This window comes from Sphingobacterium sp. JUb20 (assembly GCF_004342035.1).
In the GTDB taxonomy this organism is placed as follows: Bacteria; Bacteroidota; Bacteroidia; order Sphingobacteriales; family Sphingobacteriaceae; genus Sphingobacterium; species Sphingobacterium anhuiense.
Window position 1 is genome coordinate 36,961 of sequence record NZ_SLYV01000023.1, and the last position, 16,512, is coordinate 53,472.

A 16,512-nucleotide genomic window follows, 5' to 3' on the forward strand; every position below is an offset into this window, starting at 1 on the left:
TACCATGACTGAAAATAAATCCATATATACATTACAATTTGCCCTTCTCTGTCTGAGTTCGTTACTTTTCTCTGCAAGTTTCAATATGATTATTCCAGAACTTCCGAACTACCTGAGTCAAATGGGAGGTGCTGAACATAAAGGTCTCATCATAGCTCTATTTACTTTAACAGCTGGTATCTCACGTCCTTTCAGTGGCAAATTGACCGATCGATGGGGACGCGTACCGGTTATGGCCATCGGATCTATTGTTTGTTTTTTATGTGGTTTTCTGTATCCGATACTCACCACGGTCTCCGGTTTTCTTCTTTTGAGATTGATTCATGGTTTTTCGACAGGTTTCAAACCTACTGCTACTTCAGCTTATGTTGCTGATATTATTCCCCGCGAACGCTGGGGTGAGGCTTTGGGGATGCATGGTCTCTGTTTTGCAATTGGTGGTGCAGTAGGTCCCGCTATCGGTAGTGCAATTTTTCAATACTTTGGTATCAATATCATGTTCTATAGCTCATCTCTTTTTGCACTTCTTTCTATTGTTATTGTTATGAATATGAAAGAAACACTTGCAAAAAAAGAAAAGCTCAATTTATCCATGTTCAAAATCTCGCGTACCGACATCATTGATATCGGTGTATTACCAGCGGGAATTGTAACGTTTCTATCTTACTCCGCATTCGGAGCCATATTGACATTAATCCCCGATTGGAGTGATCACCTCAACCTGAGCAACAAAGGGATATTCTTTGCTGCATATACGATTGCATCAATTTTGATCCGCTTCATATCTGGAAAAGCATCGGATAAATATGGACGTACCAAAGTAATTATGATCGGGTTATTTATTGTTGGTATTTCTTTATACCTCATTGGACAGGGAGATTCCTTTAACAAACTGATGTTAGGAGCAAGTATATACGGTATCGGTACAGGGATCTTATCTCCTGCGATCAATGCCTGGACTATAGACCTTGGTAAGCATAATCAACGTGGACGTGCGGTAGCGACGATGTACATATCGATGGAGGCAGGTATTGGTTTAGGTGCCTTATTTGCAGGGATGTACTATCAGGATATTATCACCCGGATACCCCAAGTGATGTATTTTAATGCTTTGTTTTTAGGTATCGCTTTACTGTATATGTTTTTTTGGCAAGGATTTAGCTATAGAAAGAAAAAAGCTTAATTGTATTCTCAATTAAGATTAACCCTTTATTTGTTAGCAGTCATATATGGAAAGTAAATCAGGAAAAAAACCGTATTCAGTTGAGCTTGCCTCAAGTTTGTTTGCCCTAGCATTAATCATCGGATTTTTATATGTTACTCAAAGTGTTATCGTACCGTTACTTTTTGCGATCATTCTTTCAATGACGCTCTACCCGATTGCATCTTTTTTTGAAAATAAATTGAGATTTGGGAAGGCGGCCGCTTCGATCATGGCTGTTATTATTGCCATCTTAATTATCAGCACTTTAATATGGTTTATTGTACATCAAAGTATTATCATTGGAAAAGATGCTGTAGCGATTCAGGAAAAAGTATTGGCTGCTGTAGAATCGATACAGAACTGGATTCAATCTCAATTCGGATTAGAGCGAAGTGAGGTGATTCAAAAGATGAAAGAGCAAGGAAATAATGCTTTAGAAAATGTGGGGGGGTATATGTCAACAGCTTTTGGTTCAATCGGAAGTACATTAGCAGGTGTTATCTTAGTTCCTATCTTTATTTTCTTTCTCCTTTACTACCGTGATTTTTTTAAAGAGTTTTTCTTTAAAGCATTTAAAAACACCGATAACAAGAAAATTCATGCTGTACTGAGCAAAATCTATGAGGTAGTACAAAGTTATTGTTTGGGGCTTGTAATGGTGATGGGAATTGTCGCTGTGCTGAATACAGTAGGTCTCATGTTGATGGGTATTCAATACGCCTGGTTTTTCGGCTCTATGGCTTCTTTGCTCATGTTATTGCCTTATATCGGTATCGCTATTGGCTCAATCTTACCGGCTTTGTTTGCGTTGGCGACAAAAGATAGCGCTTTATATGCGGTCGGTGTGATTGCCTGGTTCCAGGTGGTTCAATTTTTAGAAGGTAATATCATTACTCCTAATATCGTCGGCGGCAAAGTAAGTATCAATCCCCTGATGGCCATTATTGCTATTCTACTGGGCGGAATGATTTTTGGTTTAGCAGGATTAATTCTAGCGCTACCGGTGTTCGCAACCTTAAAGGTGATTTTTGATGCGATCCCTAGCATGGAGCCTTTCGGATATTTAATCGGTGAGCCTGAAAAAGAGCATCTCAAACGAAATGCAACACAGGAACTGCTTCAAAAATGGGGAATCGTACGGAAACCTAAAAAGTTTCTTACACCAACTGTTGTGGAATCGGCTTCGCCGGATGATACAAACAGTACAGATAAAAAACTGTAAATACTCTTTTACTAAGTGATAAAACAATTCGTCCAAGGATCTGAAAGATGATTCTTGGACGAATTATTTTATATGATCTTTTATTGCAACCGGATTTTTGATGGTTGACATTGCTGAATTAAGTGTATTCCTGGTTTCAGGATTCCCGATGAGTTTTGAAGAGTCTATCCCAGATTGAGGTATAAAAACCAAAATTGACATGAATATCATGATGATGATTCATATGAAAAAGACCATTGGTGATCCATCGATTTTTAAACTCTAACAGATTAAACCCAATATGTCCTAATATTCCCCACAAGAGATTGAATCCTAGATAAAAACCAACTGTAAAAATATCGCAGGGAATTAACATAAAGGTGATGATCAGAATAGCTCCGAACATCACATTTTCTAGTGGATGCATCACAAAGAGACTCAATGCATTTGTACGTTCGAAAGTATGATGCCTATAATGAAAATAACGATATAAAATGGATTTGTGAACAAGCCAGTGCAGTATAAACATCAAAAAATCCACAAGAAACAAAACGCCTAAAAATTTGATTGGAAATACCTTCCAATCAAGATCAACTATTTTAATCCATCCAATTCTTAACATATAAATGCCCGCAATGGCAACAACCGCATTAAGGGAGATATTTAAAATTGCATTTCCAATATCTGCTTTCAATATGGGATGACGCTCAACCAACTCCTGCTTGCTGTTATACAGATAGTGCGCCAAAGCATAAAATGTAATGGATAAGAAAAATAGCAGAAAATTCCCTAGAAATGCTAGTTGTACAACTACCGAAAAATCTGCCTGATGTAAGTAATCAACAATTTCTCCCCCCATTGTATCCATTTTCTTCACTAAGCTTTAAATAGTTGAAGATAATTAATTTCTATTAACTTTACTTTAAATAATATTTTTATGAAATACGTACCTACACTCGAAACGGAGAGACTACTTATTCGTCCGATAACTTTAGATGATATTGAAGAATTCTATGCGATGGATTCGCAACCGGAAGTTCATCTTTATTTAAACAGATCTCCTTTAAAATCGAGTGAAGAGGCAAAAGATTATATTCTTAGTTTGCTGCAACAATATGACGCATATGGTACAGGACGTGTTGCTGTTATTGAAAAAGCAACAAATCAATTTATAGGCTGGACCGGATTTAAATTTATCGACGAACCGATGAATGATCGGGTCAATTTTCTAGACTTTGGCTATCGCTACCGTAAAGAGTCCTGGGGTAAAGGTTATGCCACAGAAGCGGCATTGGCCTGTATTGCCTTTTACTATGAAAACATGACGCATATACCTCTCCATGCCATTACGCACGTCGATAATCAAGGTTCGCGAAATGTATTGGAGAAGGCTGGATTTAAGATTACGGATACTTTTAAGTTTACCATCTGGGACATGGACTGTTATTGGTATGATCGGGTTGAAGATGCTAAATAAGACCTGAATGCATCTTTTCTGAATTTAGAATGCCACTTTTGAATGTTGAAATTTTCAATGTAAATCTATTTGTATATCCTTTGGATAAAACGAAATGCTTTTCGTATTTTTACGCTTGCAAAAAACGATGCTTTCTTGCAGCAAATTAGAATAAAAACACCATATTATTGATTACATGAGTGAAGAAACAAACTATCCTGCAGACGATAATCAAGAAGAATTAAATAACGGACAGACAAATAACAGTAAAACAATTCCACTTTCGGGTTTGTATGAAAACTGGTTTTTGGACTATGCATCTTATGTTATTTTAGATCGCGCTGTACCTCATATCAATGATGGTTTTAAACCTGTACAACGACGTATCCTGCATTCATTGAAAGAGATGGATGACGGAAGATATAACAAAGCCGCAAATGTGATCGGTAACACGATGAAATATCATCCTCATGGTGATGCTTCAATCGGCGATGCTATGGTTCAGATCGGTCAAAAAAATTTACTGATTGACTGTCAGGGGAACTGGGGTGATCCTATTACCGGAGATGCTTCTGCTGCTCCTCGTTATATCGAAGGACGTCTATCGAAGTTTGCTCTGGATGTTGTCTTCAATCCAGAAACAACAAACTGGCAATTGAGTTATGACGGCCGTAATAAAGAACCGGTTACGTTACCTGTCAAATTCCCGCTATTGCTAGCTCAGGGTGCCGAAGGTATTGCTGTAGGTTTGGCTACTAAAATTATGCCTCATAATTTTCTGGAGTTAATTGATGGTTCCATTCAGGTTTTGAATGGCGAAAGACCACATATCCTTCCTGATTTTCCAACGGGGGGAATGGCAGATTGCTCGGCTTACAATGAAGGACAACGCGGTGGCAAGATCCGTGTCCGTGCAAAAATTGAGGAGCGTGATAAGAAAACGTTAGCGATTACTGAAATTCCTTTTGGAACAACTACCGGTGGATTGATAGACAGCGTAGTTGCTGCGAATGATAAGGGAAAAATCAAAATCAAGAAAATCGAAGATAATACGGCAGAGTTTGTGGAGATTATAGTGCATCTAGCTCCGGGAATATCTCCTGATGTTACGATTGATGCTTTATTTGCTTTCACAGCCTGTGAGGTTTCCATTTCACCAAATACCTGTGTGATCAAAGAAGATAAACCGCACTTTTTGAGTGTTAATGATATCTTGATTGAAAACACCATCAATACAAAGAACTTATTAAAACAAGAACTTGAAATCAAATTACATGATCTCTTAGAGAAGATATTCTTCAGCAGTTTACTGAAAATCTTCATTCAAGAGGGTATGTATAAGCATCCTCAGTACGAAAATGCTGGAGATTTTGATACGGTTGTTGAAGTACTAAATGGTCTTTTCGAACCGTTCTTCTCCCAGTTCTACCGTCCTATCGTTCCTGAAGATTATAAGCGATTGATCGATAAACCGATGAGTAGCATCACGCGCTTTGATGTTAAGAAAGCGGATGATCATATGGCTTCTCTAGAGGATGAAATCAAGAATGTTAAACGCCATCTTAAACACTTGACTGATTATGCCATTGCATGGTATGAAAGATTGCGTGATAAATATGGTAAAGGTCGTGAACGTAAAACTGAATTAAGAGCTTTTGATCGTGTGGAGGCTACACAGGTAGCTTTGGCCAATGCAAAACTGTATGTCAACCGCGAAGAGGGTTTCATCGGTTCGGGCATGAAGAAAGACGAGTTTGTGTGCGACTGTTCGGACATCGATGACATCATTGTTTTCCGTGCGGATGGTAAGTATGTCGTTACCAAAATTCAGGACAAAGTATTTGTCGGAAAAGATATCATCCATGTCGCTGTCTTTAAAAAAGGTGATGAGCGAACAATTTACAATGCCATCTATAAAGAAGGAGACACGGGTACAAGTTTCATCAAACGTTTTGCTGTTGTCGGTGTAACACGTGATAAAGAATATGACATCAGCAAAGGATCAAAGGGTTCTAAAGTAACTTACTTCACTGCAAATCCGAATGGAGAGGCGGAGATTGTCAATATTCAACTGAAACCGCATACGAAATTGAGAAAGCTTAATTTTGATATGAATTTTGCTGAGATTGCTATTAAAGGCCGTGCATCTCAAGGAAATATTGTTTCGAAATATCCGGTTAAAAAGATCACATTCAAAAGCGCCGGGGTTTCTACCTTAGCTGGCCGTAAGATCTGGTTTGATAAAATAACGAAACGTCTAAATGCTGATGAAAGAGGTCAGTATTTAGGGGAGTTTGATGGTGACGACAAAATTTTGATCGTCATGTCGGACGGTACTTACGAGCTGTCTAATTTTGATCTGAGCAATTATTTCGATGATAAGATGATTCGCATCGAGAAATACTTCCCTGATCATGTCTATACTGCAATCCATCAAGATGGTAAATCGGGCACCTACTATGTGAAGCGATTTAAATTTGATGATATTCCTGTCGGTAAAAGTGTATCATTTATTAATGATGAACCGGGTTCAAAACTTATCGTGCTGACAAACAGTACAGACCCTGTGGTACACCTGGAAGTGCTGAAAGGAAAATCGCAGACAGAGGAGAGTTTAGATCAACCTTTGAATGAGATCATTGATGTCAAAGGTTTGAAAGCGCAAGGTAACCGCCTATCCTTTCATACGGTGAAGAGTGTTAAACTGACTACTGATGAAATTGATCTGGCCGTGAATGCTAAGGAAGAGGTGACAGCTCCTACTGAAACTTCGGAATCTGATGAAGAAACGGAAAAGACAGCTGAAGCAACGAATAGCCAAAGTGATATTAAACTGGAAATAACAAATCCTGACGATATCCAAACGGATAATGGCGGTCAGATTGAGTTATTCTAAAACATAGATGCAAATAGCTTTACAGCTATTTTAGAACATAAAAAAAACCGCTTAATAGCGGTTTTTTTTATGTTCTAGTATCTTTTAATCTTTAAACTCTTTGATGAATTTTTGAAGTTTTGGTGCAATAACAACAGAACAGAAAGGATTTTCAGGATGCGTATTGAAATAATTGTGATGATAGTTTTCTGCTACCCAAAAAGTAACCGCTGGCTCTACAGTAGTCACAATAGGGTCTTCAAAAACATCCTCACTATCTAACTCATCAATAAAATTCTTAGCGAGTATTTCCTGTTCCTCATCGTGGAAAAATACGACCGATCTATATTGCGTACCGACATCATTACCTTGACGGTTTAACGTCGTTGGGTTATGCGTTTTAAAGAAGATCTTCAATAATTCTTCGTAATTAACAAGATCTTCATCGTATTCAATCTGTACCACTTCAACATGTTCTGTCGTACCTGTACATACCTGCTCATAGGTAGGATTATCATTCAGCCCGCCCATATATCCTGGTAAAACGGATTTTACACCTTCAGTATTTTGAAAAATAACTTCCGTACACCAAAAACAGCCGCCTCCAAATGTTGCTTTCATATCTTAATATATTTTATATTCAAACTTAGATAAATTTGTTTAGTAAAATTACAAACTTTCAAATTTATCGATCTCTCCTCCGTCATCAAAAAATAAATAATTGAGGAAACTTAGAAATTAAATGACAGAATAAGCGTCATAATAGTTTACTGATTTTGAAAAATTATGATTTGTAGTAATAGGAACCTGGAATCAGCAGATCCTGCTTTTCGTTATGACATACCGCGTATGAGAATCCTTTTTGCAAAGCATAAGATCCATATTCACCTTTTTTATTCAATGCTAAAAATCCTACCTGAATATCTTTTGCAATATTAGGTTTCTTCTTAACAATACGTTTTACAGCTTCTTTGCAGGCATCTTCCGGTGAATATCCCTGACGCATCAATTCGACTACTAAAAAACTACCTACTGTACGGATGACTTCCTCTCCTACTCCTGTAGAAGTGGCCCCGCCTACTTCATTGTCTACATAAAGTCCAGCTCCGATAATCGGGCTGTCTCCTACCCGGCCATGCATCTTAAAAGCCATACCGCTTGTTGTACATGCACCAGATAGATTTCCTTGAGCATCCAATGCAAGCATACCTATTGTATCATGATTATACTGATTACCTGGCAAACGCTCGACCGCGAATGACTTGTTCTCAATATTCATAACCGGTTTATATTTCTTTTCTTTTAACCATTCTTTCCATGCTTTTTCTCCTTCAGGGGTAAGCAGGTCTTCTTTTTCAAAACCATTCTCCAGCGCAAACTGCAATGCACCATCTCCTGCAAGCATCACATGTGGTGTTTTATCCATTACCAGACGAGCTACAGAAATTGGATGTGCGATATGCTCTAAGGCCGCTACGGAACCACAGTTTCCTTCTGAATCCATGATACAGGCATCTAAGGTAACGATACCATCGCGATCTGGATATCCACCTTTTCCTACTGTCATATTTTTTAAATCAGCTTCCGGTACACGCACTCCCTGCTCTACGGCATCAATTGCTTTTCCGCCTTTTTTTAGCACTTCCCATGCCGCCTGATTTGCCGCGATACCAAAGTCCCAAGTTGAAATAACGATCGGTTTCATTCCCGACCGCTTCTGCGGAATTGAAAAACTTGATAATGTCTCTACAGTACTTATAGCTGTTGCTCCAATAATACCTTGTCTAATAAATTGGCGTCTTGAACTCATATTTTAATCGATTTAGCAATACAAGTATACACAATTGCATTTTTCTTTTTAAGAATTTTTTAATTCTACCCAGGCTCCGCATTCGTATTTATGCAAAAGAATCGATCATTAATTCACAAATCGTCAACATTTCTTGTGAAAACATACAATTTAGACTATCTTTAAAAACCAAACTAATCAGCATGACAAATAAACTAAAATATGCTATTCTTACCTGTGCAGGCTTTTTTACGATTAACCATGCCTTTTCACAAGCACTAGATTCCACTGTTTATCTTCAGGTTAAAGAACTGCAAGAAACCGTAAGAAAAGCATATGCTCCTGATAAGCGTACAAAGCTATTTGCCTTCACAAAAACAGATATTGCCAAAAATGACTATCTGATAGAAACGACAGAACCCGCCGCTAAAACAGCTTTCGAACAGCAATTTAAAAATATTCCGGCAACGGTAGCCATTAACTTATTGCCCGAACAAAACTTAGGAAATAAACTGATCGGTATCGTACATTTATCTGTCGGAAATATGAGAACTAAGCCTGATAATGCGGCTGAAATGGCGAGTCAGGTATTAATGGGAACACAGGTTGACCTCTTACAAAAGGATCATGGTGAATACCGCATCCGTACTCCGGAAGGCTACATTGCCTGGTTACCGACTTCTTCGGTTACAGCGATGACAAAGGAAGAGGCGGCACAATGGAACAGTCAGCCTAAAATAATCTATACCGCTGAATTTGGAAAATCACTTTCCGAACCGCATGCGCAAAGTCAACGTGTATCGGATCTTGTATATGGCGATATTCTGGTGCTGACGGGTGAGAAAAATAACTATTTCGAAGTTTCCTATCCAGATAAAAGGAAAGCATACATCAAAAAAGAAGAAGCTTTATCGCTAAAAAAATGGGTTGATTCACGCAATCCTACAGCTGACAACTTGATCTCGAGTGCCAAATCTATGCTCGGACTTCCTTACCTTTGGGGGGGTACTTCTGTAAAGGGAGTAGATTGCAGCGGCTTTACAAAGACAGCTTACTTCATGAACGGTTATGTTATTCCGCGTGATGCTTCTCAACAGGTATTAGCAGGTGAATCGGTGGATATCCTGGATGCTGAAGGTCACTTTGATCCAGAAAAAGCGCTTAAAAATTTAAAACCTGCTGATCTTTTGTTTTTTGCTGCAGGTAAAAATACGAATCCCAATGCCCGTGTTACGCATGTAGCACTTTACATCGGTAACGGAACGTTTATTCATGCAGCGGGATCTGTACGGATCAATAGTATGTTGAAAGATGCTGCAAATTACGATGATTTTCAGACACGCACTGTCGTTGCTGCAAAAAGATATTTGGGATCAAACGATCCACAAATACAGAAAGTACAAAATAACCCTTATTATAGCATCAAATAAAAGATAACAACGATCATGAGTACACATTCAGACTGGATTACTAAAGATTTTGGGGCTTTCAAACTGAGATATAAACCTTACACTTTAGAAATGCGTTATGTCTTTACTGTTGCATCTTTCAGCAGAACGACTACTCCGGTTGTATTGACACAATTGGAATATGACGGCATTATTGGTTACGGCGAGGCAAGTATGCCTCCATATCTAGGAGAATCGCAGGAAAGCGTTATCAATTTTCTAAACAAAATCGACCTATCCGGATTCAACTCTCCTTTTCAAACGGAGGAGTTATTGGCTTATGTGGATCAAATAAGTGCTAAAAACACGGCTGCAAAAGCATCAGTTGATATTGCTCTTCATGATTTAATAGGAAAAATACTGGGACAGCCATTTTATAAAATATGGGGATTAAATCCCGCATTAATTCCCGCTACTTCCTATACCATTGGTATCGATACGGAGGAGGTGATCCGTAAAAAGGTCATGGAGGCAGATCAGTTTAAAATCCTCAAAGTAAAGTTGGGCCTTGAAACGGATAAAATGATTATCGACACTATTCGCCAATGTACGGATCGTCCTTTGTGCGCGGATGTGAATCAAGGATGGAAAACAAAGGAGCAAGCACTTGAAATGTCACATTGGCTCGCTGAAAGAGGCGTAGTTTTTTTGGAACAGCCGATGCCAAAAGAACAGATCGATGATAATGCCTGGTTAACAGCACATAGCCCCATACCGACTATTGCCGATGAAGCATGCCAGAGATTGAGTGATGTTCCTGCATTGCAGGGTGTTTATTCGGGCATTAATATCAAACTGATGAAATGCACTGGAATGCGTGAAGCAAAAAGGATGGCAGAGTTAGCGCAGTCATTAAAAATGAAAGTAATGATCGGATGTATGACTGAAACTTCTTGTGCCATATCTGCCGCGGCTCAGTTGGCTCCTTTGGTAGATTGGGCAGATCTGGATGGTGCACTTCTTATCGGAAATGATATTTACGATGGCATGAAAGTCATTGACGGACAATGTATCTTACCAGATCGTCCAGGGATAGGTATCCTAGCAGAATAAAACACATTAAATTTTCATAAGATCATGAATTTTCAGAAAAAATATCATGATCTTATTCTTATCTTGTACCTTACGGGTATAAATAGATCATCTATTAAAAGCAACAACTAACCAATACTCTTATGAATAAAATTTTACTTACCTCGTTATGTACGATGGCTTGCGGGACTCTGCAGGTCGTACATGCGCAACAAATCCAGGTTGCGGGGAAAGTTTCAGATGGAAATGGCGCTGCCATTCCAGATGTGACGATCTCGGTCAAAGGAACAAATACCGCAACATCCACAAATTCCAGTGGATTGTTTACGATAAATGCGAATCAGGATGCAACAGTCATCATCAGTGCTGTCGGTTATCAAAAACAAGAAATCAAACTAAATGGCCGAAAAACATTAACAATAACCTTACAAAAAGAAGAGAATGCACTGGATGAGGTTATGGTAGTCGCTTATGGTACGGCTAAAAAGAGCACCTACACGGGTTCTGCTGCGGTGGTAAAGAATGATGCTATTGATAAGCAACCTGTCACTTCGTTTCAAAATGCGTTAACAGGTCGTGTTCCGGGACTACAAGTCAGTACCAGTTCGGGGCAAGCTGGTTCTACTCCGGCAATCCGTATCCGAGGTATAGGATCCATGAATGCTTCAAATGAGCCTTTATATGTGATCGATGGTGTACCCGTTGTGTCGGGGTCTACTGGACAAATGAACGATTATTTGGTCAATTCAAATAACGTGATGAGTACGTTAAACCCTTCTGACATCGAAACAATAACCGTATTGAAAGATGCCGCAGCTTCTTCTTTGTATGGTTCTCGAGCGGCCAATGGTGTGATCATCATCACCACTAAAAAGGGGAAAAATGGAGCCCCTAAAATTAATTTAAAATCATCTTTAGGTATCAGTCCAAGTTGGGCAACTGATAACAACGAAACAGCTTCTGTGCAAGATCAAATTGATATGTTGTACAGTGTACTCTATGATTCTCGTATTGCCGGCGGACTTAGCGAAGCTGCAGCAAACAAGTGGGTGATAGATCGCTTCAAAACTAAATTTGGTATACATGGTTATGATTTTTCGACCAGTGGAACATCGATGTTTGAAAAAGTCAACATTACAGGTTTAACCGATGGTATCGAAAATCGGGAGGGTAAATATTATGATTGGAATGACGCTTTATTCAGAACAGGTATTTTCAATACAAATGATCTATCTGTAAGCGGAGGAACAGACAATACGAACTACTACACATCGCTTTCTTATACACAGGATAAAAGCCGTGTCATTTTAAATGATTATGACCGTATCAGTGGACGAGTGAACCTTAATCAAAAAATTGGTAAATACTTAGAATTTGGGTCTAATATCAATATTGCTAAAACAAAATTGGTCGGTATGAATGATACTCGAAATACTGGAAGTAATTATTTAATGCAAACGCGGAATCTACTTTGGCCACTGTATTGGCCTACCGATTACAAGACTGGCAACGAGTGGACAGCTCGTTATGGTAGTTTGGCTTATAATCCGCTTTATTATAATAAGGAATGGGAGAACAGTTCCAAAACTAGTAAGATATCTGCTGTTGAATCATTGACCTTAAGACTGCTCCCTGAATTGACAATTAAAACGATCTTTTCATATGATGAGACGGAATCTAAGGATCATATTTACTACAGTGCGAAACATTATAATGGTTCTTCTACTAATGGCGTCGTCACTGAAGTCACTTCGAACATTCAAAAACTAGTTTCGTCGACCACAGCGAATTATAATAAAACTTTTGGCCTTCATCATGTAAATTTATTAGCAGGTTTTGAAGCTGAAAAAAATGATGGTAGTTTCGTCCGTGCAACTGGAAAAGACTTACCTTCTTCAGCTTTACATACCGTATCTACAGCTGGACAGTTGGATGCAGGAGCTTATGCTTGGGGCAACAATATGATGTCAGTATTATCTCGTGCTGAATATAACTTTGATGAACGCTACTTTGCATCGGCATCTTTTCGTAGAGATGGTTCTTCTCAATTAGGCCCAATACCTCGCTGGGGCAATTTTTGGTCAGTAGCAGGCTCTTGGAATATTGCTAAAGAAAGTTTTATTGCTCAAGTAGAAAATATCAATGCGTTGAGGGTAAGAGCTTCCTATGGTGTCAACGGTACTTTACCAACTCCAAATTACGGTTGGAGATCATTGACCAGCTATTCGAACAAATATATGACACAACCTGGAGGTGCTTTGAGTAATATCGCTGACCCTAATCTCAGCTGGGAAAGAAATTACACGACCAATCTAGCCTTAGAATTTGGACTCTTTGAAAACAAAATATTTGGTTCAGTTGAGTATTTCAACAGAGATTCTAAAGATCTCATTCAGCAAGTTCCGATCTCAACAATAACTGGATTTTCCAATACACTAAAAAATATTGGAGAGATCAATAATAGAGGTCTAGAATTTGAATTAGGGTCTGATATTATAAAGAGTCAGGATTTCAGATGGACCGCAAGTGTAAACGCTACTTTTATAGACTCTAAAGTCAGCAAGCTAAGTGGTGGTAAACCTATTATTTGGTACGATCCAACAGGTAAGGATGATCGCGCACGTTTCATCTATCAAGAAAATCAATCGACATTATCTTTTTATGGTTTAGAATGGGCGGGTGTCAATAAAGAAAATGGTAAAAATGTCTGGTATACGAATGATGGTACCGAGGGAGATTTTCTATTCGAAGGAAGAGGTGCCAGTTACAACTATACTAAGGCACAACAAACCATTATTGGAAATGCTAATCCAAAAGTTTACGGTGGCATTAATACAGATGCGGAATATAAAGGCATATCGCTAGGTTTAAACTTCGCCTACAAAATCGGCGGAAAACTGTATGATGCTACATCAAAAGATGTTGCTGACGATGGTTACTATTGGGAAAGAATTCATGCCCAATATTTTGTTGATGGATCTTGGTCTCCTACCAATATGGACGGCAACTTCCCTATGGTTTCTGGTCGAGATCTAGAAGATGTCAACCAAATCAGTAGCCGTCACCTCTATGATGCTTCATATTTGCGATTAAAAAATATTTCATTATCCTATAAAATTCCAAATGATTATTTGAGCAAAATAGGTATCAACAATGCGCGTATTTTCTTTAATGGAAGTAATCTATTGACTTTCTCAAAATATAAGTATATGGACCCAGAGGTTAATCAGTATGGTACACGTGGATGGGAAACCCCTACTCCTAAAACCTATACATTTGGATTAGAATTTAACTTTTAACCTATTGAATTAAGAAAAATGAGAAAATTATTTATTGCTTCGTGCATCTTTATATCCCTATCAGCTTCATCTTGTAAGGACTTTTTAGACGTAAAACCGACAAATTCTGGAGATGCTGAAACTTCCATACAAACGGCTGCTGATGCCAAAGTTATTGTCAATGGTATTATGAGCATTCTTTCAAATCGAGATTATTATGGTCGAAATTTCCCGTTATATGCCGATGTAAAAGGTGGTGACTTCACTATCTTTGCGGCTGGTCGAGGATTTGATTATTTGTATACTTTTAACCATAGTGCTTCTTCCAATAACTATTCAAGTGTTTGGACACAAGGATTTAATGCAATTGCTCAAATCAACAATCTGCTGAAAAATATTGAAAGTCTAAAAGCGACTGGATCATTGGAAAATTTCAATTCTTATGAAGGTCAGGCCTTGACTGCTCGAGCTTTGGTCAACTTTGACTTAGTGCGGCTCTATGGAGAACCTTACAATGAAAATAAAGCGGCTTGGGGTATCCCCATTATCACGAAATCCTTGAAGGCTGATGCTCAGGAATTGAGAAGCACAGTTGAAGACACTTACAAACAAATCCTCTTAGATCTTAAAGCTGCGGAAACTTTACTTCCGAAAACAAAATTGAATGGCTATTTAAACTATTACGCCAATAAAGCTTTGCAGGCCCGGGTTTACTTATACATGGAAGATTATCCAAATGCTTTGACCGCCGCGCAGGAAGTGATCAACTCAAAAGTATACACACTGTACAGCAATACGGCTTGGGTTGATTCTTGGAAATCAGAATTTGGTACAGAGTCAATTTTTGAATTAGGAATTTATCCAAATGAAACTGACTTAGGTAATTCGTCTTTAGGTGCTTATTTTAGAAGATCGGCTCACGGTAGTTCGGCTATTTTAGGAAACTTTATGGCGAGCGACTTTTTCTTAAATCGTCTTAAACAAGATGATACAGATGTACGTTGGGGTATCATGGCACGTGATGAAACATCTGCAACTCGATTGGGTGCAATTTATAAGTATAGTGGTGGCATTAACTTAGAGGGGGATAAAAAATCTTCAAACAGTACCGCCGTGAACTTCAAGGTTATCCGCCTATCTGAAGTTTATTTAATAGCTGCAGAAGCTGCGCTAAAATCGGATAAAACTCTTGCTTCAAACTATTTAAATGAAATCCGTAAACGTTCTCCAAAGTTAAGCCTTACAAATGAGTCGACCATATCTTTAGATATAATCGCTGAAGAAAGAAGCAAGGAATTGGCTGGAGAAGGTCATCGTTTCTTCGATATGATCCGATGGAATAAAGCGATTGAATTTAATGATGAATTTGGATCCATCAATGCGATCCATCGTACTAAAACAATTAATAGATCATTTAATAAAACGATTCTTCCGATTTTCACAGATGAAATCAATGCAAATCCAGGTATTGGTGCACAACAAAATCCGGGATATTAGTCTCCATGATTGACGCAATAAAAAATGGCTTCTGATGTTGATCGGAAGCCATTTTTTGTGAGTTATCTTTTTTATGAATCTATCTTTTGAAAGGCTACCCGAGGTGTCCCATCGCCGACGTAGATAATGCCACAACGTATGTATCCTAGTTTTGTGAGTACTTTTTGCATCGGGATATTTGTTTCATGGGTATCGACCCGAATGTTGTGACATTGCTCAAAGCACCATTGAAAGCATTGTGTCGCTACTCCTTTTACTTGACCATTGGAAGCCAGACGATGTACTACACCATATGGCTCTTCATTCAACCACTGCCCATCTTCAATTATGGTATAATTTGGATCAGGTTCTAGTGAGAAACAGAAGGTGGCTACTATTGAATCATCTTCTATACAGACATAATTCTCTCCGATATCTATTGTTGACTGGATATATTCCCGAGAGGGATAGCCATTTGTCCACTGAATGGTATTGCCACTAGCACGCATTAAACCTCGTGCAATGTCAATAATAGCCATCACCTGATCTAAATCTTCTAATTTTGTTTTTCTAATATCCATATTTACAATAAACTTTTATTTTATCAGTAACGCAGTGACCAAGTAACGAAGTGACCAGTGACATAGTAACGAAAGTTCTAACTAACTAACTAACTAACTAACTAACTAACTAACTAACTAACTAACTAACTAACTAACTAACTAACTAACTAACTAACTAACTAACTAACTA

Annotated in this window: 12 protein-coding genes; 8 read left to right on the forward strand and 4 right to left on the reverse strand. The window is 38.4% G+C overall.

Features of this window, described 5'->3' with window-relative positions:
- Window positions 1-4: 4 nt before the first annotated feature.
- Together EDF66_RS24945 and EDF66_RS24950 are read left to right on the forward strand one after the other, a co-directional pair.
- The gene (locus EDF66_RS24945) at window positions 5-1,183 is read left to right on the forward strand and encodes an MFS transporter (protein ID WP_132845933.1); all 1,179 of its coding nucleotides are present in this window, start codon (window positions 5-7) and stop codon (window positions 1,181-1,183) included.
- Between the two features lie 46 nt (window positions 1,184-1,229).
- Complete coding sequence (locus tag EDF66_RS24950; protein WP_132845935.1) at window positions 1,230-2,426, forward strand: AI-2E family transporter; 1,197 nt, start codon at window positions 1,230-1,232, stop codon at window positions 2,424-2,426.
- Between the two features lie 136 nt (window positions 2,427-2,562).
- On the opposite strand, the gene EDF66_RS24955 is transcribed toward EDF66_RS24950, so the two are convergent.
- The gene (locus EDF66_RS24955) at window positions 2,563-3,264 is read right to left on the reverse strand and encodes a sterol desaturase family protein (RefSeq protein WP_207898766.1); all 702 of its coding nucleotides are present in this window, start codon (window positions 3,262-3,264) and stop codon (window positions 2,563-2,565) included.
- A gap of 78 nt (window positions 3,265-3,342) precedes the next feature.
- Between EDF66_RS24955 and EDF66_RS24960 the strand changes: the two genes are divergently transcribed.
- Both EDF66_RS24960 and EDF66_RS24965 read left to right on the forward strand, forming a co-directional pair.
- Window positions 3,343-3,882, forward strand: coding sequence for a GNAT family N-acetyltransferase (locus EDF66_RS24960; RefSeq protein WP_132845938.1), 540 nt, complete (start codon window positions 3,343-3,345; stop codon window positions 3,880-3,882).
- A 175-nt stretch (window positions 3,883-4,057) separates the two neighbouring features.
- The gene (locus EDF66_RS24965) at window positions 4,058-6,757 is read left to right on the forward strand and encodes a DNA gyrase/topoisomerase IV subunit A (protein ID WP_132845940.1); all 2,700 of its coding nucleotides are present in this window, start codon (window positions 4,058-4,060) and stop codon (window positions 6,755-6,757) included.
- An 84-nt stretch (window positions 6,758-6,841) separates the two neighbouring features.
- On the opposite strand, the gene msrA is transcribed toward EDF66_RS24965, so the two are convergent.
- Window positions 6,842-7,357 (reverse strand): peptide-methionine (S)-S-oxide reductase MsrA, encoded by a 516-nt coding sequence (gene msrA / locus EDF66_RS24970; RefSeq protein ID WP_132772269.1) that lies wholly within the window; start codon window positions 7,355-7,357, stop codon window positions 6,842-6,844.
- A gap of 163 nt (window positions 7,358-7,520) precedes the next feature.
- Complete coding sequence (locus EDF66_RS24975) at window positions 7,521-8,546, reverse strand: isoaspartyl peptidase/L-asparaginase family protein (protein ID WP_132845942.1); 1,026 nt, start codon at window positions 8,544-8,546, stop codon at window positions 7,521-7,523.
- A 182-nt stretch (window positions 8,547-8,728) separates the two neighbouring features.
- Here EDF66_RS24975 and EDF66_RS24980 point away from each other — a divergent pair, with 182 nt between their 5' ends.
- The 4 genes from EDF66_RS24980 (at window position 8,729) to EDF66_RS24995 (ending at window position 15,780) form a co-directional block, all read left to right on the forward strand.
- On the forward strand, window positions 8,729-9,955 hold the full coding sequence (locus tag EDF66_RS24980; RefSeq protein WP_132845943.1) for a C40 family peptidase: 1,227 nt from the start codon (window positions 8,729-8,731) through the stop codon (window positions 9,953-9,955).
- A gap of 15 nt (window positions 9,956-9,970) precedes the next feature.
- The gene (locus tag EDF66_RS24985) at window positions 9,971-11,026 is read left to right on the forward strand and encodes a dipeptide epimerase (protein ID WP_132772263.1); all 1,056 of its coding nucleotides are present in this window, start codon (window positions 9,971-9,973) and stop codon (window positions 11,024-11,026) included.
- A gap of 122 nt (window positions 11,027-11,148) precedes the next feature.
- Window positions 11,149-14,304 carry a SusC/RagA family TonB-linked outer membrane protein gene (locus EDF66_RS24990; protein ID WP_132845945.1) on the forward strand — a complete coding sequence of 1,052 codons (3,156 nt, stop codon included), beginning with the start codon at window positions 11,149-11,151 and terminating at the stop codon, window positions 14,302-14,304.
- Window positions 14,305-14,322: 18 nt separating this feature from the next.
- Window positions 14,323-15,780, forward strand: a complete 1,458-nt coding sequence (locus EDF66_RS24995) for a RagB/SusD family nutrient uptake outer membrane protein (RefSeq protein WP_132845947.1) — start codon at window positions 14,323-14,325, stop codon at window positions 15,778-15,780.
- A 71-nt stretch (window positions 15,781-15,851) separates the two neighbouring features.
- Here the strand turns inward: EDF66_RS24995 and EDF66_RS25000 are convergent, their stop codons facing one another.
- Window positions 15,852-16,340 carry a GNAT family N-acetyltransferase gene (locus EDF66_RS25000; protein WP_132845949.1) on the reverse strand — a complete coding sequence of 163 codons (489 nt, stop codon included), beginning with the start codon at window positions 16,338-16,340 and terminating at the stop codon, window positions 15,852-15,854.
- Window positions 16,341-16,512: the final 172 nt, after the last annotated feature.

Excerpts from the sequence above, each read along its gene's own strand:
- EDF66_RS24980 (WP_132845943.1), top strand. The coding sequence starts at position 8,729 with ATGACAAATAAACTAAAATATGCTATTCTTACCTGTGCAGGCTTTTTT.
- EDF66_RS24985 (WP_132772263.1), top strand. The coding sequence starts at position 9,971 with ATGAGTACACATTCAGACTGGATTACTAAAGATTTTGGGGCTTTCAAA.
- EDF66_RS25000 (WP_132845949.1), bottom strand. The coding sequence starts at position 16,340 with ATGGATATTAGAAAAACAAAATTAGAAGATTTAGATCAGGTGATGGCT.
- EDF66_RS24965 (WP_132845940.1), top strand. The coding sequence starts at position 4,058 with ATGAGTGAAGAAACAAACTATCCTGCAGACGATAATCAAGAAGAATTA.
- msrA (WP_132772269.1), bottom strand. The coding sequence starts at position 7,357 with ATGAAAGCAACATTTGGAGGCGGCTGTTTTTGGTGTACGGAAGTTATT.
- EDF66_RS24990 (WP_132845945.1), top strand. The coding sequence starts at position 11,149 with ATGAATAAAATTTTACTTACCTCGTTATGTACGATGGCTTGCGGGACT.
- EDF66_RS24975 (WP_132845942.1), bottom strand. The coding sequence starts at position 8,546 with ATGAGTTCAAGACGCCAATTTATTAGACAAGGTATTATTGGAGCAACA.
- EDF66_RS24995 (WP_132845947.1), top strand. The coding sequence starts at position 14,323 with ATGAGAAAATTATTTATTGCTTCGTGCATCTTTATATCCCTATCAGCT.
- EDF66_RS24950 (WP_132845935.1), top strand. The coding sequence starts at position 1,230 with ATGGAAAGTAAATCAGGAAAAAAACCGTATTCAGTTGAGCTTGCCTCA.
- EDF66_RS24955 (WP_207898766.1), bottom strand. The coding sequence starts at position 3,264 with ATGGGGGGAGAAATTGTTGATTACTTACATCAGGCAGATTTTTCGGTA.
- EDF66_RS24960 (WP_132845938.1), top strand. The coding sequence starts at position 3,343 with ATGAAATACGTACCTACACTCGAAACGGAGAGACTACTTATTCGTCCG.
- EDF66_RS24945 (WP_132845933.1), top strand. The coding sequence starts at position 5 with ATGACTGAAAATAAATCCATATATACATTACAATTTGCCCTTCTCTGT.